This window comes from uncultured Thermanaerothrix sp. (assembly GCF_938028735.1).
Taxonomy (GTDB): Bacteria; Chloroflexota; Anaerolineae; order Anaerolineales; family Anaerolineaceae; genus Thermanaerothrix.
On the sequence record NZ_CALIMF010000004.1, the window covers coordinates 60,352 to 83,609 of the forward strand.

Sequence of the window (23,258 nt, forward strand, 5' to 3'; positions counted from 1 at the left end):
TGATTATAAACTTGTATTCATTATAAACAAAGTTAGTTGCTTGTCAACCCCTTAACCTCCCTTTGCGCCGCCAAGTACACGATCATGCTAAAATGAGTTAAATTTAGAACGTCAAAGGAGGTTTCAGATGATCAAACATAACTCTTCATGGGTTCTCTCTTTGCTCCTTGTCATCCTTTTATTACCCGCTCTGGCCTGTGGCCTACCCAGCCAGGCCGCGCCAACGCCCACCCCACAAGCAAAGATCCTTTTTCAGGATGACTTCTCCGATCCCAATAGTGGATGGGATCGCCGCCAAGATGACGACGGGGTTACTGACTACACCGGCGATGGGGCCTATCGCATTCGTGTGGATACCCCCAACTTGGAGGTATGGGCAAATCCGGGACAAAACTTCACAGATGTACGGATTGAGGTGGATGCCACCAAAGTTGCTGGACCCGATGATAATGATTTTGGCCTCCTCTGCCGGTATGTAGACACGCAGAATTTCTACTTCTTCCTCATCAGCAGTGATGGTTACTTTGGCATCGGCAAAAAGGTAAATGGTGAAGCGCAGGTGCTCGGCGCCAAGAACCTGGAGCCCCACACTGCCATTCGACAAGGAACTACTACGAATCACATACAGGCGGATTGCGTGGGCAATGCCTTGAGTCTCTATGTCAACGGCACCCTGTTGCGCACGGTCAAGGATGATACCTTTCAAGAGGGTGATGTCGGCCTGACGGCGGGCACTTATGACGAAGCCGGTGTTGAGATCCTTTTCGATAATTTTGTAGTCTACGCACCCTAATCAGGCTGTCCTTTACCCCCAAACCCTTTCGATTCACCCCCTATTGCGAATAGGGGGTATCTTTTTTAAGACCCCCTACTGAACGTGAGTTTCTCCGATAATCCTCGACACTTTGCCCACGCTATAAGGTATCTTCTTTCTCAAAGCCCCCATACTGAATTGTAAGAGGAGATGGCGCATGAGATAGAAAACAATGGCAATTTCTTCCCCAACGCCTTTGCGCTGCTTGAACCTGCTGATGAATCGGGTGGCGGAGTTTGCTCTCCTGATAGCCCGTAGCCTAACCACCCGCAATTGGATGGTGCGTTCTATTGAACGCCAAATCCATGAACAATTCGATAATGCCTCAGCGGTTATAATTAGAATAGAGATGCGGAAGGGGATGTGTAGCCTCACCCCCGTAATAAGATCGGCTTGCGGCTAAAGTCTCGTTCTACCCTGCCTGCATCGAAGGGAGAGGGGCCATGATCTGTGTGTGGACAGTCCTTGTTGGCTATCTGATCGGCTCGCTTTCCGCCGCCATTCCTATCAGCCGCTGGTGGAGTGGACAGGATATCCGCACCTTAGGAGATGCCAACGCTGGCACCGCCAATGTTGCGCGCCATCTCGGTCTCAAGCCAGCAGCTCTGGTGGCTATAGTAGATATCGCCAAAGGTGGGATTGCCATTCTGACTGCGCGGGCGTTTTCGGCACCCGAAGCCTGTGTTGTAATGGCGGGTGTGGCGGCAGTGCTGGGACATCGCTTTCCAATCTACTTTCGCTTTCGCGGGGGGCGCGGGCTGGCCACAACGCTAGGCGCCTTGCTGGCTCTGGTTCCGCGTCAAATGCTGATGACCCTCCCGCTCTACGGCATGATTTACCTGGGAAGTCGGGGAAGCGGCATTTTGGCAACCCTACTGGCTTTCCCCGTGTTGATGCTGCTCATTTACTGGGATGGCTACGATGCCTGGATCGTCACTGCACCTCTCATTCTGGCTTTCACCACCGCTGCATGTTCCCTGCCTGAAGTTTTGGCCCGTTGGCAAAAGACACGGGATGCCCGGCGTTTGCTTTATGATCTCCTTCACCCCCGGGTGACTGCAATCCCTGAGGTGACCACCGTGGTCATGACAGATAGCGTGGCCTCGTTACCCCCTGAATTGTGCCAGCGTGAAGGCATTCGCCTGCTCCCTATGGCTGTGATCCTGCCCCAGGGCGTAGTGCGGGATGGCGTGGATATTGATACTCACGAGTACTACCGGCGCTTGCGTAGCGACGGGCTTTTGCCCAAAACTTCGGCCCCTGCGCCGGGCGAATACTTGCAGGCCATCCGTCAATTTGTTACTCCCCATCAGGTAGCGCTGATTCTGACACCGCCCGCAGAACTGACCCAATGCTTCTTCAGTGCCAGCCTGGCTGCGCAAATGGCCGCCGAAGAAGGGCTACAAGCCCGTGTGGTAGATACCCGTCTAGCGGGGCCGGCGCAGGGGCTACTGGCACTGGCCGCGGCGCGTTTGGCGGCGAGCGGCGCCAGTGCCGAGCAAATCATTGAGGCACTTCCAGCATTAATCCCCCGCATTGGAATTGTAGGGGTACTAGACACACTTAGCTTCGTCGCTCAGAGCGGACGCGTTAGCGTTGTTAATTCGCTTGTGGAGTCCGCTTTGCGCCTCTACCCCGTTCTTTCACTTTATCAGGGTCATATCCGCCTGGAAGGCGTTGAACGCACGCGCCGAAAAGCCATTGAGCGCATGATTGAATGGTTACAAAAGCATCTGAGTGGAAAGATCACCGCGCTCATCTGCTTCCACGCTGACGCTCCCGATGAAGGTCAAGCGCTTTATCAACGCTTGGTGGAGTTGCTCCGGCCACGCGAACATTACCTGACCGAACTCACCCCCGTGATCGGTGCTCATGCCGGGCCGGGTGTAGTGGGTGCCGCCTGGTGGCAAAGCGACGAATGAATCAGATTCACGCTCATTTTATGGTACAAGCACACTTCTTGTGGCATACTCTGGGTGAAAATTCTGCCCCGCAGGTCATCTCCCATGTTTGAGTGGAAGCCTATTTATAGCATCGGTGTAGCACAATACGATGAACAACACAAGCGCCTGTTTACCATTGCTCAGACACTTTATGATGCCATGAGCGCAGGCCAGGGGCGAGTGGTGTTGAATGAAATTTTTGATGAACTAATCGACTATACTCGCACCCATTTTGCTTCGGAAGAAGCGCTCATGACGCGCTATGCCTACCCCGATTACGAAACCCACCGTTTGCAGCACGAAGACTTAACCCGACAAGTCGTCGAACTGCGCGATAAATACCGCAATGGACAAATCGCTCTTTCCATCACCGTGATGAACTTCCTCAAAGACTGGTTGCGCAATCACATTTACGAGAGCGACAAACGTTACGGCCAATTCCTCAATCAAAAAGGCGTGCGCTAAGAACCGCACGCCTTTCTATGTTTCGCTTGATTCAATTTGCCGGATAAAGATCAGAGCGTATTCCCCCGCTCGCGCTCTAGTAGCAGATGGGTCGCGCGCGTATTCTCCTCCACCGCAATCAAGAGATCTAAAACCTCCCCCGCCCCGTAGAGGAAAACGGCACTAATCACACCCCAAAGGAGTACCCACAAGCCGCTAAGCACTCCCAGACCACGCATCATAAAGCGCCAATCCCCTGGCCCCAACATGCGCGCGGCGCCCCCTACAAACATAGCCACCGTTGCAATTAATGCGCCGAAAAACACAATGACGCCCAACACTTTGAAGATAATGCCGATAACACGTAAAGCCCCAAAGCGTTTCTCCATGGGTTATGCACCTCCGTTTCTAAGGATAGACAGACTTCTAAGGAGTAACTATAATCCTTATTGCCACGGTTTGCCAAGAGTCTCAATGCACGTTTTCTACTCTGATCACTGTCCCTTTCCACTACCCGCAGGGCATCGCTTTCCGGCGGAGAAATACCGCCTCCTGCGCGAAGCCCTGCTGCAGCAGGGGGTGCTCACATCCCTTGAACTTCACCCAGCGGATCCCATCCCTCTTGAAGTGCTTGCCTTGGCGCACACGCGCACCTATATCCAGGCCGTTCTGGATGGGTATCTCTCTCCTCAAATCGAACGTCAGATTGGACTGCCGTGGAGCCCAGAACTGGCCTGGCGCTCCCTCTTGAGCGTAGGCGGCACCTGGCAAGCCGCCCAGGTGGCCTTGCAAGAAGGCATCGGCGGCAACCTGGCAGGCGGGACACATCATGCCTTGGCGGACCAAGGAATGGGCTTCTGTGTTTTCAACGACGTGGCGGTAACCGCGCTGGCGCTGCTTGAGGCCGGGTGGGTGCAACGGGTGGCCGTAGTGGATTTAGATGTACACCAAGGCAACGGCACCGCTGCTATCCTGGCAGGCCGCCCTGAAATTTTCACCCTCAGCCTACATGGCGAGAAAAACTACCCATTCCGCAAAATCCCTTCCACGCTCGACATTGGCTTGCCCGACCACTGCGATGATGAAACCTATCTGACCGCCCTACGAGAGGCGCTGGACACCGTTCTGGCCTTCCATCCCCAGATGGTGCTTTACCTTGCCGGTGCCGATCCCTTAGCAGCTGACCGCCTGGGACGTTTGGACCTGAGCCACGCAGGTCTGGAACAACGCGATCGCATGGTACTGGAGGCCTGTGCCGCTTATGGCATCCCCGTGACTCTGGTCATGGCCGGCGGTTACGCCAAACCGATTGATCTCACGGTAGCCGCTCATCTGCAGACCTATGTACTGGCACGCGAAATCATAGGGAACTAAGATTCATCCCAAGGACCGCAGCGTAGGACGCCGAAACGCCACCAATCCACTAAAAATCAACGACACAAAAGCGCCCCCTCCAATGGCTAGCGGGGCTCCCAACCAATCTGCCATCAAGCCGGCCTGCAAGCCGCCGATACGCATCATGCCCTGAACGGTCATCGAATATACGGCCATGACGCGTCCTCGAAAGGCATCCGGGGTATGTAATTGTAATAGCGTGTTCGCCAGCGCATTTTGCAACACAAAGAACCACCCCACCAGAAACATCAACCCTAGGGAGAGTAAGAACGAACGTGAAAACGAAAAGGCGATCAGTGTTGCTGGGAACCCCAAACTACCCAATGTCAACCATGCCCCGTGTCGTGTACGGGAAGGGAAAGACGATACCGTCAACGCCGCCAACACCGCACCCACCCCAACCGCAGTTAGAAGCAGCCCCAGCGGAAGCGCCTCAGGAGCGCGACACGAAAATGCCTCCAGAGGTCCTTCGCACAACGCTGCCACCACCGGACGCGCATCATTTAACAAGATATCCTGCGCAAATACCGGCATTAAGGTGGAATAGGGCATAGAAAGCAAAGCACTTAGAGCCACCAGGGCAATAAGAAGACGTGGGATCTCCTGCCCAAGGGCAAAACGTAGCCCCTGCCATAGATACGTCCCATCCTGGCCGTCCGTTGGGTCCACATGATGATGAGACAAATTGCGCATGGCAAGCAGACTAGCGATAACGGCCAGAAAAGTCAGCGCGTTGATGAAGAAAGCTACAGCCTCGCCAGCCGTTGCCACCACTCCCCCGGCCAGCGCTGGTCCCACAGCCCGCGCCAGGTTGAACATAGCGGAATTTAGGCCAATGGCATTGGTTAAGTCCTCTTTACCTTCCACCAGTTCAACCGTCATGGCCTGACGTGCGGGCATATCCACCGCATTGGCAGCTCCAAGGATAAAAGCGAGCGCATAGACATGTCCAATCCGCACCTGACCGCTCCAGGTCAACCCGGCCAGCGCAAACGCCTGGATCATCATCACCACCTGCGCCATCAATACCACGCGGCGTTTTGGCCAGCGATCCGCAACGGCCCCTCCCCAAAAAGAAAATGGCACCAGAGGGATGAGTGCCATAAAATTGACCATTCCTAACGCAGTTGCCGAGCCGGTTAAGCGATAGACCAACACCTGCTGAGCCACCGATTGCATCCAGGTGCCGATCAGGGAAACAGACTGACCCACGAACCAAAGCCGGTAATTCCGGTGATGTAGAGCGCGGAAAGTTCGATTCAAAAACCACCGCATATGATAGGCCTTTGCAAAGCCGTGATGGACATGGTGGTTCCCATATTGACGATTGAGTCTTTGCTCCCTCAGCGCACCCGGCGCTTCCACTCCTCCTTGAGTTGCAACTGGCGCGGACTCTCCCCAGAGGGAAGGGCTAGAAAGTCGTTCATCAGGCGGTTGAACTTACTGCTATCATCTAGCATCGGAAAGTGTCCCGCATCCTCAAAGTAAATCAGGTGCATGTTTTCAGGCATGCGGCTCACCTGCTCGGCAGAAGCTGGTTCGACTAAGGGATCATCCAGGCCATAGACCAGCAAGCAGGGCAGATCAAACGCTTGCCACAAGGTCACCAGATTTAACTCTCGCAGATCGTCCAGCGAGGCTAGTACAGCCTGAGGATCGGTTTTAATGGCATCCGTCAGCACTGGTTCCGTGAGCGGTGAACCACTGAGTAACCCATGAGCCAAATCGTCGGGGCTGGTGGTGCGCAGACGACTACTCACCTGCTCACGTCCCAGAGGCAGGCTCACTGCCATTAACCGATCTACCGCTTCGGGGTAGCGGGTAGCAAAACGCAACCCGACCAGAGCACCGAGCCCGTGTCCAATAAGGGCTATTCTGAGAATGCCAATTTTCTCCATAAAAGCGGCCAATAGGGCCACTTGATCATCCAGCCGATAGCGTCGATTCTTGGCCGTATCGCCAAACCCCCACAGATCTAGCGCATAAGCACGATAATTTAGCGAAATGGCCTGCATCATAGGAATCCAGTAGCGCCACGAACCCACCCAGCCATGCAAAAAGATGACCGGGCGTCCCCTTCCCAGCACTTCATAATGAACGATAGTTTCTTCCAGTAAAATCGCGCTCATGGTTCAGACGCTGAGTGGTGCTTCTCTAAAAGTTCACGCACACGCCGAGTAAGTTCATCCGGCGCAAACGGCTTGAGCAAATACTCAGTGGCTCCCGCCGCTAAACCGGCCTGGATTTCGGATTCCTGTCCCTTGGCCGAGAGAAAAACGACCGGAATATGCTTCAAGTCAGGGTTGGCTTTAAGAGTCTGGCAAGCCTGATAACCATCCATGCGCGGCATGCGCACATCCATCAGAATCAGCGCGGGGCGAATCTGTGCAGCCACTTGAACCGCCTCCTCGCCGTTACTCACCGTCGTGACTTCATAACCGGCAAAACGCAGGGTAAAAGCAATCAACTCACGGATATCACGTTCATCTTCAGCGACCAGAATATGAGCCATGGACCTCCTCAGCGCTCCGCAATGGGTAATGTGAATGAGAAAATGCTTCCTTCGCCAGGTACACCACTGCTCTTGAACCAGATACGCCCGCCCTGCATTTCCACCAGGATCTTGGCTAATGCCAAACCAAGCCCTGTGCCAGCCTTTGCCATTACCAGGGGATTGTTTCCACGATAAAAGCGCTCAAAAATGCGCGGCTGATCTTCCAAAGGAATGCCGATTCCAGTATCCTGGACATCCACTTGTACTTCACCCTCACCTGAGGAGTGCACGCTCAGGATGATACGCCCCTGATCGGGCGTGTAATGATAACTGTTCGAGAGCAGACTATCCACAATTTGCCGTACGCGCTCACGATCCCCATAAACCAGTGGCAGATCCGGCGCAAGTTCAAGCCGAAATTCCAAACGGCGAGCCTCCTCCCGTGCTCGCTCCTCCAGGCTCTTCATCCCCTCACGCGCCACTTCGGTCAGATCAAACGCCACGCGATTGAGTTCTACCCGCCCAGCCTCAATGCGAGAGACATCCAGCAGGTCGTTCACCAGGCGAATCAGGCGCTCCGCATTGTCCTTAACAATGCGTAGAAAACGTTGTTGGGGTTCGGTGATGGTGCCAGCAGCGCCCATCAGCATCACATCTACATACCCCTTGATCGCCGTGAGAGGAGTCCGCAATTCATGACTAACGTTCGCCAGGAATTCCGATTTCAAACGATCCACCTGCACCTGATAGGTCACATCGCGGAAAATAGAGACTGTGCCCAGGAAGTGATCGCGCCAGAAGACCGGGGCGACGTGAATGGCTACAACCCGCTGATCGTCCAGTACCATCTGACCAGCAAAGGTCTCACTGGCATCCATGGCCTCGGCCTGCTCCGACCAGCGTTGAATGGCCTGCACCCAGGCATGCCCGGCCTCGCCAAAGAGACCGCTGAAACGCTCCAGGGATTGATTGAGCACCCAATCGGCCTGCAAACCCAGGATTCGCTCTGCCGAGGCGTTGAACAAGGTAATACGGAGATCCGCATCTGTTACCATGACTCCCTCGGCAACCGCCTCAAGAATAGCCCGTGAACGACTGGCTTCAATTTGTTGCTCGCGTAACATCTGCCCCAGGCTCTCGGATTGATCGCGGATTAACCCAAAGAGCTCGGCGTTACTTAAGGTAATGCTCATCTGACGGGCAATGGCCTGAGACAGATTAACATGCATAGGCCCAAAGTGCCCCGGCTGGCGATGAATCAGCATCAACGATCCCAGAACCTCTTCCCCCAGAATCAGCGGCACCGCCAGAATCGTCCCCACACCAAGGGCCAACAGACCTTTTGTCTCTTCGCCCGCGTCATGCGCAACCGCCTCAACCATCATCGGAACACGTTGTGCCATGACGCGGCGATGAAGCGGCGTAGTCGCCTCGATCAGTGCCTTATCCTCTACCCCAAAGCCGGCAACAACGCGCAGATAACCCTCTCCCTTGGCCAAACGCACCAGACTGGCCTCCACATCGAGTGCCTGATTGAGTGCCTCCAGCGCACGCGTCAGCACCTGATGAAGATCCAGGCTGGCCGAAAGTTCCATGATCACCCGCAGGAGCGTTTGCGTCTCCAGGTTGGCCTGACGCAATTCAGCCGTGCGCAAGGCCACGCGCTGCTCCAGATCTTCTTTGAGAGCATGCGTTTCAGCATATAAACGTGCATTCTGAAGTGCCGTAGCCGCCTGGTTACAAATCGTGCGGGCCAGTTCAATCTCGGCCGGCGCCAGACGATGCTCATTAGCGTAAGCCAGTGTTACCCATCCCTGCACAGCTTGTGCGCTGGCCAGTGGAACTAGCAAAAGTGAGCGCATCGTCATCAGAAATGGCCAGGCTCGAAGTAGCGGAGCCACCTCGGCTTCGCTATGGAGATCACCCGCAATGTAAACGCCCCGTGTTACCTGCAAACGTTCCAGGAGGGGGAAATCCGATATCACTTGGGGTAGGCTCGCCTCTGCACCCGGCAAAACCTGCGCCAACTTGACTGTACCTTCCTCCCAAGTCAGCAAGGCCACGGCATCGCTCTTCAGGGCGTCTTGCAAGCGCTGCAAAGTCAGATCCAGGATGTGCTGGGCATCCAGCGAAGCCCCCAGTTCATTGGACAAGCTATACAGCAGGGCCAAGCGCTCCGAACGTTGATCAAGTTCAACAGCCCGTTGCTGACTATCTTCCAGCAGACGTGCTTTCTCTAACGCCAGGGCTGCCTGGCTGGCAAACGTAGCCACCACCTGCACATCCTCTGAGGTATAATACCCTGCTTCGGTTTTCTCCAGTGCCAGCACCCCGATTAAGTCCGTCTGGACTATTAGCGGTACTCCTAACCAGCATAAGCGCTCCGGCTCTAAAAAGGTGGGAAAACGCTCATCCTCGCGAACATCTGCAACCAGGATGGGCTGCCCGTGCTCCCGCATCGTCTGAAAGAGACGGCTGTCCTCCAGGCGCACCTCCAGGCCAACGCGCTGATCGTTATCAGCAAACCCCTGCGCGGCGATTAGACGCAGCGCTTCTCCTTCGCGCAACCAGAGCACGGCAGTATCAAACGGAACGATTTCGCCTAATGTTTGCATCAACACTGAGAGAACTTCCTCTCGCGTCAGGCTCGCTGCCAGACGCGCCGAAGCCCGGGTGAGGGCTTGCAATTTTTCCAAACGTTGTCCGGCTGCCTGGAACAAGCGAGCGTTCTCTAGGGCTAGCACCGTCTGCTGGGCCAGTGAATGAGCCAAGGTCTGATGCTCAAGGCTGAAGATACCGGTTTGGTTGAAGTTCTCAACCACCATTACCCCTAGGACTCGTTCACTCCCTCCCAAAGGTACAGCCAGCGCTGCTAATGGTAGCCGTCCCTGCTGCGCGCGGCGATAGTGAAGCAAATCCTCACCCACCAAACCATAGTCTTGCAAGAAGTTAACTTCGGCAACACATATCGCCTGCCCCTGGTGAAAGACCCGTGCCAGAAGGGAGCGCGCCTCCGGATCCACAGCAAAGTGGGTCGCTGCCAAAGATGCCTCATCGAAATATCCCTGTGCTGCACGTGGCACCAGCCTCCCCCGGCGTGGGTCGAGAAGAGCGACCCAAGCCGCTTCTGCCTCTGGAATGACCTCAAGTGCGGTTTCACACAGAGCACGCAATAAATCTGCCTCGCTCAGACTCCCCAACTTGCGGCTGTATTCTAGTAGCAGGTTGACCTCTCGCAGGCGGCGACGCGTTGCCTCCAACAACTCCAGATTTTGCAGACTGGTACTGATCTGGTGCGCGAGTTGAGTATAGAAAGCGAGATCTTCGGCCTCAAATGGGGGTAAGGGGTGATCCACCAGGATCAGGACCCCAACCCGCCGTCCCGCATCGCGCTCAAACACCAACGCCATGAACGCTTGGGCCTCCCAGACCTGCAAAAGGGGATTGTCCAGCCAAGTGAGTGCCTCTCGAAGATCGGCCACCGCTAGAGGCGTTCCCTCATTCAGAGCCTGTAGCAAGGGATTACGTTGTCCCAGCAAGGCTTGCGGACTGAGATCAGCCGGATGTACACCGATGACTTCAAGCAGGCGAGGCCCTTGCGGACTTTGCTCAGCGATAAGCGCCGCCCGCCCTCCTAACCGCTCCAGCCATTGCGTAGCTACGCTCCGCAACACTCCCATGACATCCTGCTGTTGCGAGGCCTGTTCTACAATAGCAAAGCCCTCACGTACGCGTTGCCAACGCAAGGCTTCACGTTGTTGCTTCGTCTCACTCTGCAGGGCCTCCAGTTGGGCCAAGCGCTGCTGTAAAGACTGCAGATGGCGGTGTCGGGCAATCGCCAAGGCAGCTTGAGCCGCAAAAAGCCCCAAGGCATCTAGAGTAGCCCGATCCGGACGGCGACCATCGCTCGGATCATCCACGCTAATCAGCCCAAGGGGCTGTCCAGAAGCATCGTAAAGGGGAGCCAGTAACAGATCATCGGGATGCCAGAGATCACCCTCAGTGGGTAATTCATCCTCCGACCGTAACACATTGACAGTGTGCAGGGACTCCGGCAATACAGGCGTGCGATCTGCCGGGATATAGTAAAGAGAATCCAACCGAAATTCGGGTAGCAATAATGCTTCTAGCGCTGCCCAGGGCAATGAACGCTGACGCAATTCTTCCCATTGTTCCGGCGTCAGGCCGCGGCTGACAGTCCGGAGCAGATGCTTAGTTTGTGGATCATACACACTGATTAGCACGGCCCGGAACGGGGTTGCCTGAGTAATCGCGCGGGCAATCGCTGCCAACGCCTCCTCAAGGGATTGATCGGGCCACAGAAAGGACGAAACCCGATAAAGTTCGGCAAACGTTTCGAGTTGCCGGCGTACCAGTTCACTGCGCTGAACCTGTTCCTCATATTGCAAAGCATTACCCAGCACCACACCGGCCTGCGCTGCCAGGGACTGCACAATTTCGATAACCGTTGATCCAAAGTGATTGGGGCGATTTGCATGCAGGTGAAGCAGTCCGGCCGGATATTGGCGGTAGAAAATGGGCACTATCAAAAGTGAACCCACCCCTTCGTGAACTACAGCCGCAAGATCTGCAGACACTTCAACTACATTTGCTGGCACACCGTTCTGTAGCACTTGTTGCTCCAGCGCCCCCAATTCGGCAGGCATCGGTTCGCCTAACACCAGCTGCACCGGCCACGTTCCAGTTTGGGATATATGCTGTAAATCGAAGAGCAACAAACTGCCGCACTCTGCACGAGTGATACGCAGTGCCTCCTCATACACGATTTGCATCAAGTGTTCAAGATCGAGGGAAGTGCTCAGTTCACGCGTGATCCGATTGAGTGCCGTCAATTGCTCCAACCGCTGACGCAAAGTTTCATCCGTCTGGGCAGCCAGGGAAGCCTGCTCGACCACTCCAGCTAGTTGTCCGGCGGCGGTGAATACCAATTGCAGATCAGCATGATCAAATTGGTCACTACGCCGACTACCCACCCAAATCTCGCCAATTCCCTCATTCCGTACCACCAGAGGCACTACGATGACCGATTCCACCCCCCAGGCCTGCCGTAATTGCTGGTAGAAAGGAATCAGCGTGGTCTCCAGAGATAATTGACCGCTGCGTAGGGCGTCCTGCCCACCTGTGACGGTAAAAGGAAACTGAGGATCATCCACCAGCAAACGCGGAGCAAAGTTGCCTCCCTGCACCGTCTCCCCAAAATAGGAGGGATAATGAAGTTCGAGAGCGGTGCGACTAGAGTTCAGTAGAAAAATAGCCGCACAATCGGCATGGAGAAGGCGCACCAATTCCTGCAATGAATATTTCAGAATCTCATCCAGCGTGGCCGCCGAACTAGCCAGACTGGCGATACGACGCAAGGCTTCTGCCCGCTGGGCACGTTGCCGGGTTTGCTGCACTAGGGTTGCGTTCTCAATAATCGGCGCTGCTTGATTAGCGATAATCATTAGCAGGCGAATTTCGTCCTGCGTGAACACACCACCGTTGACGCGATTGGAAACCTGCATATAACCCAACACCCGCCCAACCGAAGCCAGCGGCACCAGCACTGTCTCGCGCAGGCCGGCCGCAACCGCCAGGTTATGCAGGCCCAGTTCACGCCAGCGCGCGTCCTCGGCTGCATTTTCGGTGATCAGCACATCCTGTTCAAGTAGCGCCCGTTCCAGAGGAGAATTTGCCCCGACTGGCACCCGATACATTTCCAAAAACTCAGGAGGCAACCCAATGAACGGTGCTTGGGCTTCCAACCGGCGCGTATTCTCATTAAAGATAAGAAATCCCAGGACATTGACCTGGAGCAATGGCAATATGCTGTTGATCAGGCGGTCGTAAAGTTCACGTGGATCGCGCACTGAACTGAACGCCTGTGCAAGTTGAGCCAGGCCGGCTAGCTCTATGGCCCGCCTTTGCTCTTGGCGATAAAGCAGCGCATGATGGATAGCAATAGCGGCCTGGCCGGAAATCAAGCGCAGGAGTTCAAGATCAGAGGCCTGAAAGTGATCGGCTGTCAGCGAACCAAGTTCCAGCGTCCCGATCAATTCCTTGCCGACCACCAGCGGCACCCCCATATATGAGCGCAGGGGATACGTCTGCCGGTCAAGAGCCTGATGTAAGTCCGAACGCTCTTCCACGCGTGAAAGCAATAGAGGGCGCCGGGTACGCGCCAGATAGCCCGAGTAACCTTCGTCCAGCGCATATCCCCGTGGCACACGCTCCAGACGATGCCCTGCCAAGCGCCGATAGGGCCATAGCACCCCGGCCTCAGCATCCCAAATCGTCACCTCCCAGATATCCGCAGGTAACAAACGCTCCAGGCTATCCAGTACGGCCTGAAGGGTTTCGTTGAGGTCCAGACTGGCGGCTATGGCCTGAGTGAGTTGCAAGAGTGTTTGCAATGTTTGGGCCGGCAAAGCCGCCTCGCGGGCCAGTTCGCCGGTCAGATTGGCTTCGCGCAACCAGAGCACACGGTACGCCTGGCCATCCAAAGGCGCCGGAAACACGCGCGCCTCCACTGTGCGCCCTCCCAGAGTTAACAAATCCTGTCCTCCACTAGCACATAGGCTCAAGAAAAGCTCAGAGGGACGCACTTTGCGCGCCAACGCCTCCAGATTGGCAGAGGCCTCCGCCGAGAGTTCAAATAGTTCGCGTGCGCGCTCACTCAGCCAGATCACTCGTCCACCTGGATGAATGACGAGAACGGCCTCGGAATAGGCAGCTCCTTTTTCCTGCGCAAACACGGGGAATCCAGGTGCGTGGGATCGGGGGATCTTATGCAACAACCGGCGTGCCGCCATCCAGGCCACACCGCCTAGGAGGATGAAGAGCAAACCCCACAACAACGGCGCAAGCGACATAACTCGCCCAACCGCCTACTCAGCGGCAAGCAACGCATCACGACGACGCTCTTCAGCCGCGACTTCCGTGATCTCGCGAATATCTGTAAAAGGTTGCATGGTTGGGGTCACATACCCAATCGCCAGGCTCATAAACGGTGTTTTGACCATGTCTCCACCGCGCCCCGGCGCCAGAATGTAACCCTGCTGACGATCAATAAAATTGTAGTGACTGAGGACGGCCTCGGCAAAACGCTGCTTCAAGCGCTCCTTCAGGCGCGGCGCGGCTTGACTAGTGGTGAAGATGACGAAATTATCCCCACCCGCATGCCCAATAAAATCGGTAGGCGAACCCACCTCGTCCACAATCTCGCTCAGCAGCATGGCGGTAAACCGTACCACATCGTTCGCCGCAATCAAACCGTAAACATCGCGGAAAGCATCAAAATAATTAATCCGGATATCCATGAAAGCCCAATCTGATTGGCGGATGACCTTGCGCAGTTGATCCTCAATCAAACGCCCGGATGGCAGACCCGACTGGGGATCGGTCAGGCTCTCACGTTCGGCTCGCGCCAGGGCATTCTGAACGCGCAATTTAAGTTCTTCAATATCAAAGGGCTTGGTAATATAATCATCGGCCCCCAGTTCTAAGCCTTTGAGTTTATCACTACGCTCATCCTTTTGGGTCAGAAAGAGAATGGGAATGTGGCTAGTGCGGGTGTTGGTACGCAAGGCACGGCATACTTCATATCCGTCAATATCTGGCAGCATGATATCCAGCACCAGCAAGTGAGGCAGTCCCTGGCGGGTCTTTTCGAGTGCCTCGCTCCCGCGCATGGCTACCTCCACCTCATACCCCTGGCTCTTGAAAAACAATCGGAGCATGTTGGCAATATCCACGTCATCTTCCACAATCAGCAATCGGGCCTTGCTCATTCCGCCTCCTTATTCGGTGCATGCTCCCAGTCACGAGTGCGCCGTGGATCACGATTCCCACCTGCCCTCCGCAGCGCCTGAACCGGTTGCTTAAATCTTATGTGAAAGATGATATTCTGACAATAGCCAGCCCGCCGTTTTGCGCCGAATTTGAGTTTACAAAATGGTAAGCCCCCTTATGTTATAATGCTCATCACCCCGTAATCTCCTATCATTATGTGGCCTTGTTCTTGCAACTCGAGAGGTAAGTGATGCTGTCATCCGCAGGTGGCCCAATCCAAGGACTCAGGGGGGTGGCTCTAATTGTCTTTTTGCTCGGCGTTTTCCTGGCCGCACCGCTCGCACAACCCACACCTTCTCAAGCGCAAAGCGCCAGTGCCACTGCGCGCTTGTTTCTGCCTCTGGTGTACCGCGATTATCAACCCATACCGTTGTATGCCACGAGTTACTATATCCAAGATGAAGCACCCGCGCGCCTGTATGATCTGGGCTGTGCTTTGGGCATGCGTGACCGCCAGACTCCTGGTGCGCAAGACAGCCTGGTCGTGCTGAATTTTGGTCAGGGCTGGTTTAAGAATGGCAACCTCTCCCAACCTGGAGCCGGTGCGTTTAGCCCTTATTGGCACTACATCCCTATCAGCGCCATCGAAGCCGCGGTCCAATCTTATATTCAAGGGTACTGGGCCTGCAGTGCCGAGGATCAGGCATCGCAAGTTATGGTCGCGATCGGAACAAACAATTATGGCAGTTATGGCTCGAACACCACCAATCAGGACACACGGCGTACTTATGCTTATGCCCACGGCAAAGCCTGGGCACAAATGATTGTACGCCTTTGGCGGTGGGTGCGGACCAACGGCTACAACCGCCAAGTCAGCGTGGCAGGCGCCATTGATATCGAATGGGATGCCCAGGTGACGGGTTGGAATACCCCTTATGTGACCTACGGGTGGGTCAACGGGTTCAACGACTGGGACAATAATCAAGCCATTTACTACAACTTTGGCGCCTGTGTGGGTTGTCCAACCAGCGTCAAACCGGACTGGGTCTATTCCCGAAGCAACCCTTGGACGCAATTCGATGTTTATTACGTCTCCTACGGCGCCCCTCCCGCCTGGCCACTGCCAGAAATTTACGCTACTAGCGGTGTCAATGCCCGCCAATGGCAAGCCATCAGCCGTTACGGCGCTCTTTATTTGGGCCGGCCGATGGAGTTCGCCGGCGTGATGACCCAATACCAGGCCTGCCAACAACGCGGTGGTTGCAGCGGAATTAATAACACCCCCGAAGCCGGTTGGACGCAACTTCGCAATGCGCTGAACGCCGAGGCGCTTACTTACCAGCCGTTCCTGCGCTGGATCACCGATATTCGCTGGCAGATTCGGTAGACCTTAACGTGGCCTGGGGCTAAACAGCAATAAAAATTGCGTAAAATCCAACTAATTAAGGGTTGCACCCGCGGTTAAATTCACTATAATAAAAGCATGCGGGGAGTCTCACGCCACGTTTCCGCCTTGATCATTCTGCTCTGCCTGACTGTATTCATCCGCAGTGGGTATGCCCAGACCCCTACACCCACTTCTGAGTACCTCAACGGACATGAGGTACGGGGAGCGTTTCTGGAGCAATATCGTAGTGTGGCAGATCCCCTGCGCTTGTACGGATATCCCATAACCGGTGAATTCCAGACGCTCACCGAACACGGGTGGGTAACCGTGCAGTACTTCCAGCGCGCACGCTTCGACCTGATTACCGACCCCAGTGGGCGCGAGCGGATCGAGGTTGCTAAGCTGGGCAGCCTGCTCTACCCAGGCCCCGGACCACTGGCCCCTGTCCCTACCGACCCGCTGGCATGCCGCCGTTTTGAGAACGGCAAGTCTGTCTGCTACGCCTTCCGCCAATTCTATGAAGCCAATGACGGAGAGCGCAACTTCGGCCTGCCCATCTCAGATCTGGAGATTGCCGAACGGCGTTATGTGCAGTATTTTGAGCGAGCACGCTTCGAGTGGTGGCCAGAGAACCCACCGGGTGAGCGCGTGGTGCTGACAGACTTGGGCAAGCGCCATTTTGACCTAGTCGTGCGTGACCCTGAACTGACTCGTCCTCAGATACCCCCCAACGCTATCATCGCTCAAATTGTTCCTCAAGCCCAAGCCTTTGTCGCGCAGGCTCTCATCCCATCGGGTGATCAACAAACCTTGTATGTGATCGTGCGCGACCAATACGGTCGTCCCATTCCCAACGCCAGCGTCTCGGTTACATTGCTTGGGCCGGAAGGGGTGCGCCTTACCTATCGTGCGACCGAGACGAACACCGACGGAATCACTTGGCTGTCCTTCTTTGCCGGACGCTTTGCCCCCCAAACGGTCATTACCCTAAAAGTTAAAGTGCAGGTGCTGGGTCAGGAAACTGAAACCCAGACTTGGTACCGTATCTGGTATTGAATAAAATTGGGATATGCAAAATCCCCACCCACCGTTATGTGGCCAATGGGTGGGGATCGCGGCTCTTTGCCTCAATCGTTCAGTCGACAGCAACCTCAGCACGGATATCCGCAGCGCGTGCATGGGCCTCCAACCCCTCGGCGCGGGCCAGAGAGGCTGAGAGGCGCCCTACCTGCCGAGCCGTCTGTGGATCTAGGGCCACCAGGCTGACCAAGCGCACAAAATCCCACACGTTTAGCGGCGAAGCAAACCGCGCTGACCCACCCGTTGGCATAACATGGCTGGGACCGGCAGCATAATCGCCTAAAACCTCGTAAGAGTGTTCGCCCACAAAAATACCGCCCGCCGATTCAATCTTCTCAATCCAGCGCCAGGGATCGGCTACCACTAAGTTCAGGTGTTCCGGTGCATAGGCGTTAGAAAGTGCAATGGCTTCCTCCAAATCCCGGGTCAGCACAATTCCCGAGCGCTCAACCAGCGAGAGCGCCAAGACCTCGCGGCGCGGCAAGGTTTCCGCCTGCCGGGCTACCGTCTCCTGCACTTGGTGAGCCAAAATGGCGCTGGGGGTTAACAGAATGGCTGCCGCCAGCACATCGTGTTCTGCTTGGGCCAGCAGATCCGCTGCTACCCAATCTGGTCGAGCCGTTTCATCCGCGATGATCACCGTCTCGGTTGGGCCAGCCAATCCGTCAATGCCCACCACCCCATACACCTGCTGCTTAGCCAACGTCACAAATAGATTGCCCGGGCCCACGATTTTATCCACGCGGGGGATGCTCTCTGTGCCATATGCCAGTGCCGCAATCGCCTGCGCCCCACCCAGAACATAAACTTCGTTCACGCCCGCGATGGCCGCCGCAGCCAGGATCACATCCGCCGGGTAGCCACCCTCGCGCTGGGGGGGTGTCACCAGCGCAATCTCGCGCACACCGGCTACCCGGGCAGGAATCGCACTCATCAATACCGTTGAGGGCAAGGGTGCCGAACCCCCTGGCACATAAATCCCCACCCGGCGAATAGGACGCACCAACTGCCCAAGCGTGCCACCCAAGTCTTGAGTAATCCACGAAGTCAGGGGCTGGCGTCGGTGAAAGGCCTCAATGCGGTTGGCCGCCTCCTGAAGGGCGTGGCGAAGACTTGCGGGCAGGCGCTCGAGAGCTGCTTGCAGCGCTTCTGGGGGAAGCCGGAAGGTTTCGGCAGACCATCCATCCAACCGTTGGCTCCACTGGCGCAGTGCGGCGTCCCCATCGTCTCGCACCTCGGCAAGGATACGGGCCACTGCCTGCGCCGGGGTTAGCGGCTCTCCAAAAAGCGCCTGAATGCGTTCCTTGACAACTGGGGGAACGGTTTGCATATCTGGGGGCTGCCGGTGTAAAAGGGTCCGGCACGCCGAATTGGGATCATAAATTCGCAGGTTCATAGGTCCTCCAGTCAGGATAATAAAAAAACCCCGCGGGTTGCGGGGGCTAAGAACTGGATTGATCTTATCAGCCGTTCAGAGAATGCTTAGCACCGCCACCCGCGACTTACGGGCCAGTTCATGATGAGCATGATGGCAATGAAAGAGCATCCTGAACAGCATGGCTGCAAGTCTAGCACAGTCAATCCCGAACGTCAAGTTTTTGCTTACCCTGCGGTAAAATTCAGGCAGACTCACACCTTAAGCTTAGGAGAAAAGCATGCAAATCGAGATTGCTCATGCTGTCACTGAGGAAATCGTGGAAGCGTTTGCCCGTCTTATCCCCCAACTTTCCAGTTCCAGCCTGCCCCCCACGCATGAGGAACTGCAAGAGATGGTCAATTCCGATGCCAGTATCCTCTTTCTGGCACGTGACGATGAGGGACGGATTGTGGGCACCCTGACTCTGGTCGTCTTTCGCATCCCTACCGGGCGCCGTGCCTGGATTGAGGATGTGGTGGTGGATGAAGCGGCACGCGGGCGCGGCATTGGCGAAGCCCTGACACGCGCCGCCCTGGAGCATGCGGCTCGGCTAGGAGTCAAAACGGTAGATCTGACCTCACGCCCTTCGCGTGAAGCCGCCAACCGCCTTTACCAAAAAATTGGTTTTGTACGCCGCGAGACTAACCTGTACCGTTACACGCTCTGAGAGCCGTGCCTCACTCGCGAGCAGTGATTTTCCCAATGTAGCGAAATTGACCTGGTTCACGCGCTCCGGCTTCCGCTAATACAACCGAAAGTGCCTGAACCGGCAGAATCTCCACCAACGGCAAGGCGGCTTCCGGTACTGCTGGTAAGGGCAACCAAGGCAATCCCTCCGCGGGAGTAGGGCTGAGCCAGGTTACCTGCCCGCCGTAGTCTTGAATCTCCAGACCGAGCGCGCGATTCAACGCGTAGGTGACCTGTGAACCCCCAAACAACCACACTCCAATGCCCGGCTCAACAATCTCTAGCGGGCCGTGCCGAAACTGTGCCGCCCCCATCCCCTCCGCGGGGAACTTGGCGGCTTCCTTGAGCACTAGCGCCCCTTCCTGAGCGCTGGCGAGGGAAGGCCCACGCCCCAAGAGAAAGAGACGGTTCAATCGCCCCACCTGATCACGCAGCCCCGCCAAGTGCTGTGGCCAGGCTTTCAGGTAGGCTTCCATGGCCGCCTGTCCTTGCCAGAGGATCTCCTTCCAGGCCGAGAGGGATTCACCCAATAACGCTGCAGCCGCCAGTAGGGTCACCGCCAGAGTGTTAATATAGGTGCGGGTAGAAACTGTATGCTCAGTTCCCGCATGGAGGGGTAGAATGATATCAGCAGCGCGCGCCAGAGTACTGGATGGATGGTTGGTGACGCCGATCAGTAGCCCGGCGCGATGCGTAGCCAAACGCTCCAGAAGGCGGTGAACCTCTGCGCTTTCTCCCGACTGGGAGATCACCCAAAGCAAGGTGCGCGAACTCACTTGAGGCAACCCATAATGCAGCAATTCCGCCGTATCCCACAAAGCGACTGGCAGGCCCAGTCCACATAATTTCAACCAGGCCGGGTAAGCCCCGTAATAGGATGCCCCCATGCCGGTTAGAATCACCCGGTCGTAGTTACCCGCCTTGACAAAACGCGCTACCACCTCCAGGGACTGGGGATCAAATCCCTCCAGAGCATCCCTGAGGCTCTCTGCCTGCGCAAGAATATCGTCAATATACGGCACCGGCATTTGCGTCTCATCCTCCCTTGATAAGTTTTAAAGCCGCATAGGCCGCGCCCACAGCGCCTGCTTGAACGCCTAGGCGGGCTACCTCCAGTTGTACTGCGTCAAGCGGAACCACCACACTATGCCGTTTAATCATGGAGTGAAGGTAAGGGGCAAAAACAGGGTAAGCCCGCATTACTCCACCTCCTAGGATCACCACATCCGGAAGAAAGGCGATAAGCAAGTTCACCAGTCCCAATGCCAGGTAAGCGGCGGTTTCTTGGACCACCCGCTGAGCCAGTGCATCCCCCGCCTGGGCAGCCATTACGACAACCCGCGCATCAATTGATTCCAAGCGTCCTCCGGCCAGATCCAACATGATGGTTGGGGCCCCCTGGGCCAGGGCTTGAGCGCGCCGGGCAATCGCAGGACCGGCTGCTAGGCTCTCCCAGCAACCGCGCGCGCCGCAGTAGCACGGCGGGCCGTTCATATCCAGAACGAGATGTCCCGCTTCAGGGTGCGCACCCCCTACTCCACGGTACACCTCACCCCGGTAGATAAAGGCGCTTCCGATCCCTGTGCCCACTGTCACCATAAGCACGCGCTCACGATCACGTCCTGCCCCCACCCAGGCTTCCCCCAACGCCGCCGCGTCGGCATCGTTCTCCAAGGCAACCGGCACACCAAACCGCTCACGCAGGGGTTGCACAATTGGCACATCCTCCCAGGTCGGCAGCGTGTACGGATTCTGGATGCTCCCCCGCTGGCGATCAATGGGCCCGGTGGCTCCCATGCCAATTCCCATAAGAGCCCCACCCCTCGTTTCGGCCAACACCTGCTCGATTAACCCACTGATGCGTTGTAACCCGGCTTGCGGGCCACGCGAGGCTTCGATAGGGGCTTCTGCCCAGGCCAGCACCTCACCCTGGCGGCTTACTGCCCCCACACGCACATTGGTCCCTCCTAGATCAATACCGATCAACACGCTCGGGCTCATCCTTTGATTGCTCCCGCCGATAACCCGCTGACAATGTAGCGCTGGAACACCAGAGCGAGCAGAACAGGCGGCAGGGCGGCCAACACCCCACCCGTCATCATCGCGGTGATATCCACCGCGTAACGCCCAGTGAATTCTGCGATTGCCACCGGCACCGTTTTGGCAGCAATGGTACTGGTAAAGATTAGGGCAAAGAAAAACTCATCCCATGCGAGCAAAAAAGTGAACAAGGCGGTCGAAACAATCCCAGGCGCGGCAACCGGAAGCACGACCCGAAAGAGTGTCCCCAGGCGCGAACTGCCATCAATGAGCGCCGCATCCTCCAGCTCCCGCGGCACACTTTCAAAGAAAGTACTCAACATCCAGATGGCAAAAGGAAGCGCAAAAGACAGATAGGTAATAATAAGCACAATGGGTTTGTTGAGTAAGGCCAGGCGAGCCGCAATGATGTACAAAGGCACTACTAATGAAATCTCAGGCACCATGCGTACCCCCAAAATGCCCATGAACAGCGCGTTGCGGAACGGCAACCGCAAGCGTGCCAGCGCATACCCTGCCAGCGATCCGGTCACCAGGCAGATCAGCGTGGTTGAGCCGGCCACAATGAACGAGTTACGCAAGGTCACGCTGAAGGTTCGCGCGACCTCAGAAACGGCGGTCCCTGGGATCAGGATATCGCGATAGTTCTTGAGCGTGGGGTGCTCGGGAATCCAATGTGGCGGCACTGCTAGCAGTTCCGCCCGGGTAGAAATCGAGGAAAGCACCAGCCAGGCAATTGGCGCGTAAATGAAGAGCAAGACCGGTAGCATAAGTCCCAGCATGAGCAAGGTTGATAAATGACGTCGCCAGCGCTTCATCCTTGCACCTCCGGGCGGTAGAGCAAACGGACATACGCCAGCGCCATGAACAGGGTGAAGAGCGTGATGAGAAATGAGAGCGCTGCGCCGCTGCCCAGGCGACCATAGGAGAAGGATTCTAGGTAGGTAAGATAAGAGATAGTGACCGTGCCGAACGCCGGTCCCCCTTGGGTGATCACATAGATAATATCAAACACGCGGAATGCCTCTACCGTGCGGATGACCAGCGCCACCAGGATGGCCGGGCGGAGCAGCGGCAAGCGGATGAACCAGAAACGTTGCCAGGCATTTGCGCCATCTACTGCCGCCGCCTCATCCAGTTCCAGTGGCAGGGTAGCCAGGGCGGCCTGCAGGATCAACGCAATAAAGGGAACACTGTGCCAGATATCCGCCACAATAACTAGGTTGAGCGCGCGCATGGGTTCGGTGAGCCAGGGACGATATCTCTCAATCAGCCCCAGGCTATACAGCAGGCCGTTCAAGGCCCCATAATCCGCATTGTAAATCCAGCGCCACAGGGCGCCATTGACAATGGTGGGGACCGCCCAAGGAATGATCAGGCTGGTGCGCAAGAAAGCCCAGCCCGGCGGACGGGCGTGAATGAGTAGGGCAATCCCCAGCCCCAGCAGTAATTCCGCTCCCACTGAAACCACCGTAAAATAAAGGGTGCGCCAGATGGCCTGCCAGAATTGGGCACTGCGTAGAAACACCAGATAATTGCTTACCCCCACAAAATTCTGCGGCGACGGGTTAGAGAGTGGCGTATCGGTGAAACTCAGCACAAATGTGAATAGGATTGGGAATAAAGTGATGCCGAAGATGAGCACCACCGCTGGCAAGAGGAACAGCACCCCCTCGCGAATCTCAAATTGTAAGAGTGAAACCGTCTTAGGTGGGCGCACCGTGGCTTGAGCCATGGCAGACACACATCCTCATAAACCTGGCAGG

At 56.2% G+C, this 23,258-nt stretch carries 18 protein-coding genes; 7 read left to right on the plus strand and 11 right to left on the minus strand.

Translation table 11 applies throughout. The features are described from left to right. Nucleotides 1–127: 127 nt before the first annotated feature. The 3 genes from Q0721_RS03350 (at nucleotide 128) to Q0721_RS03360 (ending at nucleotide 3,222) form a co-directional block, all read left to right on the plus strand. Entirely contained in the window at nucleotides 128–793 is a 666-nt protein-coding gene (locus Q0721_RS03350; protein WP_299025285.1) for a hypothetical protein, read from the plus strand. Nucleotides 794–1,257: 464 nt separating this feature from the next. Then, nucleotides 1,258–2,736, plus strand: a complete 1,479-nt coding sequence (locus Q0721_RS03355) for a glycerol-3-phosphate acyltransferase (protein WP_299025287.1) — start codon at nucleotides 1,258–1,260, stop codon at nucleotides 2,734–2,736. Between the two features lie 84 nt (nucleotides 2,737–2,820). Beyond that, complete coding sequence (locus tag Q0721_RS03360) at nucleotides 2,821–3,222, plus strand: bacteriohemerythrin (protein ID WP_299025289.1); 402 nt, start codon at nucleotides 2,821–2,823, stop codon at nucleotides 3,220–3,222. 50 nt (nucleotides 3,223–3,272) lie between these two features. On the opposite strand, the gene Q0721_RS03365 is transcribed toward Q0721_RS03360, so the two are convergent. Beyond that, nucleotides 3,273–3,590 (minus strand): hypothetical protein, encoded by a 318-nt coding sequence (locus Q0721_RS03365; RefSeq protein ID WP_299025293.1) that lies wholly within the window; start codon nucleotides 3,588–3,590, stop codon nucleotides 3,273–3,275. Between the two features lie 85 nt (nucleotides 3,591–3,675). Between Q0721_RS03365 and Q0721_RS03370 the strand changes: the two genes are divergently transcribed. Next, on the plus strand, nucleotides 3,676–4,575 hold the full coding sequence (locus Q0721_RS03370; protein WP_299025296.1) for a histone deacetylase: 900 nt from the start codon (nucleotides 3,676–3,678) through the stop codon (nucleotides 4,573–4,575). A 3-nt stretch (nucleotides 4,576–4,578) separates the two neighbouring features. On the opposite strand, the gene Q0721_RS03375 is transcribed toward Q0721_RS03370, so the two are convergent. The 5 genes from Q0721_RS03375 to Q0721_RS03395 form a co-directional block, all read right to left on the minus strand. Next, nucleotides 4,579–5,871 carry an MFS transporter gene (locus Q0721_RS03375; RefSeq protein WP_299025299.1) on the minus strand — a complete coding sequence of 431 codons (1,293 nt, stop codon included), beginning with the start codon at nucleotides 5,869–5,871 and terminating at the stop codon, nucleotides 4,579–4,581. A gap of 68 nt (nucleotides 5,872–5,939) precedes the next feature. Beyond that, nucleotides 5,940–6,725, minus strand: a complete 786-nt coding sequence (locus Q0721_RS03380; protein WP_299025302.1) for an alpha/beta hydrolase — start codon at nucleotides 6,723–6,725, stop codon at nucleotides 5,940–5,942. Beyond that, on the minus strand, nucleotides 6,722–7,108 hold the full coding sequence (locus tag Q0721_RS03385) for a response regulator (RefSeq protein WP_299025306.1): 387 nt from the start codon (nucleotides 7,106–7,108) through the stop codon (nucleotides 6,722–6,724). The genes Q0721_RS03380 and Q0721_RS03385 overlap by 4 nt, the downstream gene beginning before the upstream one ends. An 8-nt stretch (nucleotides 7,109–7,116) precedes the next feature. After that, nucleotides 7,117–13,962, minus strand: coding sequence for a GAF domain-containing protein (locus Q0721_RS03390; protein ID WP_299025310.1), 6,846 nt, complete (start codon nucleotides 13,960–13,962; stop codon nucleotides 7,117–7,119). Nucleotides 13,963–13,977: 15 nt separating this feature from the next. Then, the gene (locus Q0721_RS03395) at nucleotides 13,978–14,880 is read right to left on the minus strand and encodes a response regulator (RefSeq protein ID WP_299025313.1); all 903 of its coding nucleotides are present in this window, start codon (nucleotides 14,878–14,880) and stop codon (nucleotides 13,978–13,980) included. A gap of 251 nt (nucleotides 14,881–15,131) precedes the next feature. Between Q0721_RS03395 and Q0721_RS03400 the strand changes: the two genes are divergently transcribed. Together Q0721_RS03400 and Q0721_RS03405 are read left to right on the plus strand one after the other, a co-directional pair. After that, entirely contained in the window at nucleotides 15,132–16,268 is a 1,137-nt protein-coding gene (locus tag Q0721_RS03400) for a hypothetical protein (RefSeq protein ID WP_299025319.1), read from the plus strand. Nucleotides 16,269–16,364: 96 nt separating this feature from the next. After that, entirely contained in the window at nucleotides 16,365–17,324 is a 960-nt protein-coding gene (locus Q0721_RS03405) for a hypothetical protein (RefSeq protein WP_299025322.1), read from the plus strand. A 79-nt stretch (nucleotides 17,325–17,403) separates the two neighbouring features. Here Q0721_RS03405 and hisD read toward each other — a convergent pair whose 3' ends face one another. Next, nucleotides 17,404–18,744 (minus strand): histidinol dehydrogenase, encoded by a 1,341-nt coding sequence (gene hisD / locus Q0721_RS03410; protein ID WP_299025324.1) that lies wholly within the window; start codon nucleotides 18,742–18,744, stop codon nucleotides 17,404–17,406. 259 nt (nucleotides 18,745–19,003) lie between these two features. Between hisD and Q0721_RS03415 the strand changes: the two genes are divergently transcribed. Further along, a complete protein-coding gene (locus Q0721_RS03415; protein ID WP_299025327.1) occupies nucleotides 19,004–19,432 on the plus strand; it encodes a GNAT family N-acetyltransferase in 429 nt (142 codons plus the stop codon). A gap of 10 nt (nucleotides 19,433–19,442) precedes the next feature. Here the strand turns inward: Q0721_RS03415 and Q0721_RS03420 are convergent, their stop codons facing one another. The 4 genes from Q0721_RS03420 to Q0721_RS03435 are packed head-to-tail and all read right to left on the minus strand — an operon-like array spanning nucleotide 19,443 to nucleotide 23,227. Further along, complete coding sequence (locus tag Q0721_RS03420) at nucleotides 19,443–20,480, minus strand: SIS domain-containing protein (RefSeq protein WP_299025330.1); 1,038 nt, start codon at nucleotides 20,478–20,480, stop codon at nucleotides 19,443–19,445. Between the two features lie 7 nt (nucleotides 20,481–20,487). After that, nucleotides 20,488–21,453, minus strand: a complete 966-nt coding sequence (locus tag Q0721_RS03425) for an ROK family protein (RefSeq protein ID WP_299025333.1) — start codon at nucleotides 21,451–21,453, stop codon at nucleotides 20,488–20,490. Beyond that, nucleotides 21,450–22,310: a carbohydrate ABC transporter permease gene (locus Q0721_RS03430; RefSeq protein WP_299025336.1), complete on the minus strand. Its 861-nt coding sequence runs from the start codon at nucleotides 22,308–22,310 to the stop codon at nucleotides 21,450–21,452. The genes Q0721_RS03425 and Q0721_RS03430 overlap by 4 nt, the downstream gene beginning before the upstream one ends. Continuing rightward, complete coding sequence (locus tag Q0721_RS03435; protein ID WP_299025339.1) at nucleotides 22,307–23,227, minus strand: sugar ABC transporter permease; 921 nt, start codon at nucleotides 23,225–23,227, stop codon at nucleotides 22,307–22,309. The genes Q0721_RS03430 and Q0721_RS03435 overlap by 4 nt, the downstream gene beginning before the upstream one ends. Nucleotides 23,228–23,258: the final 31 nt, after the last annotated feature.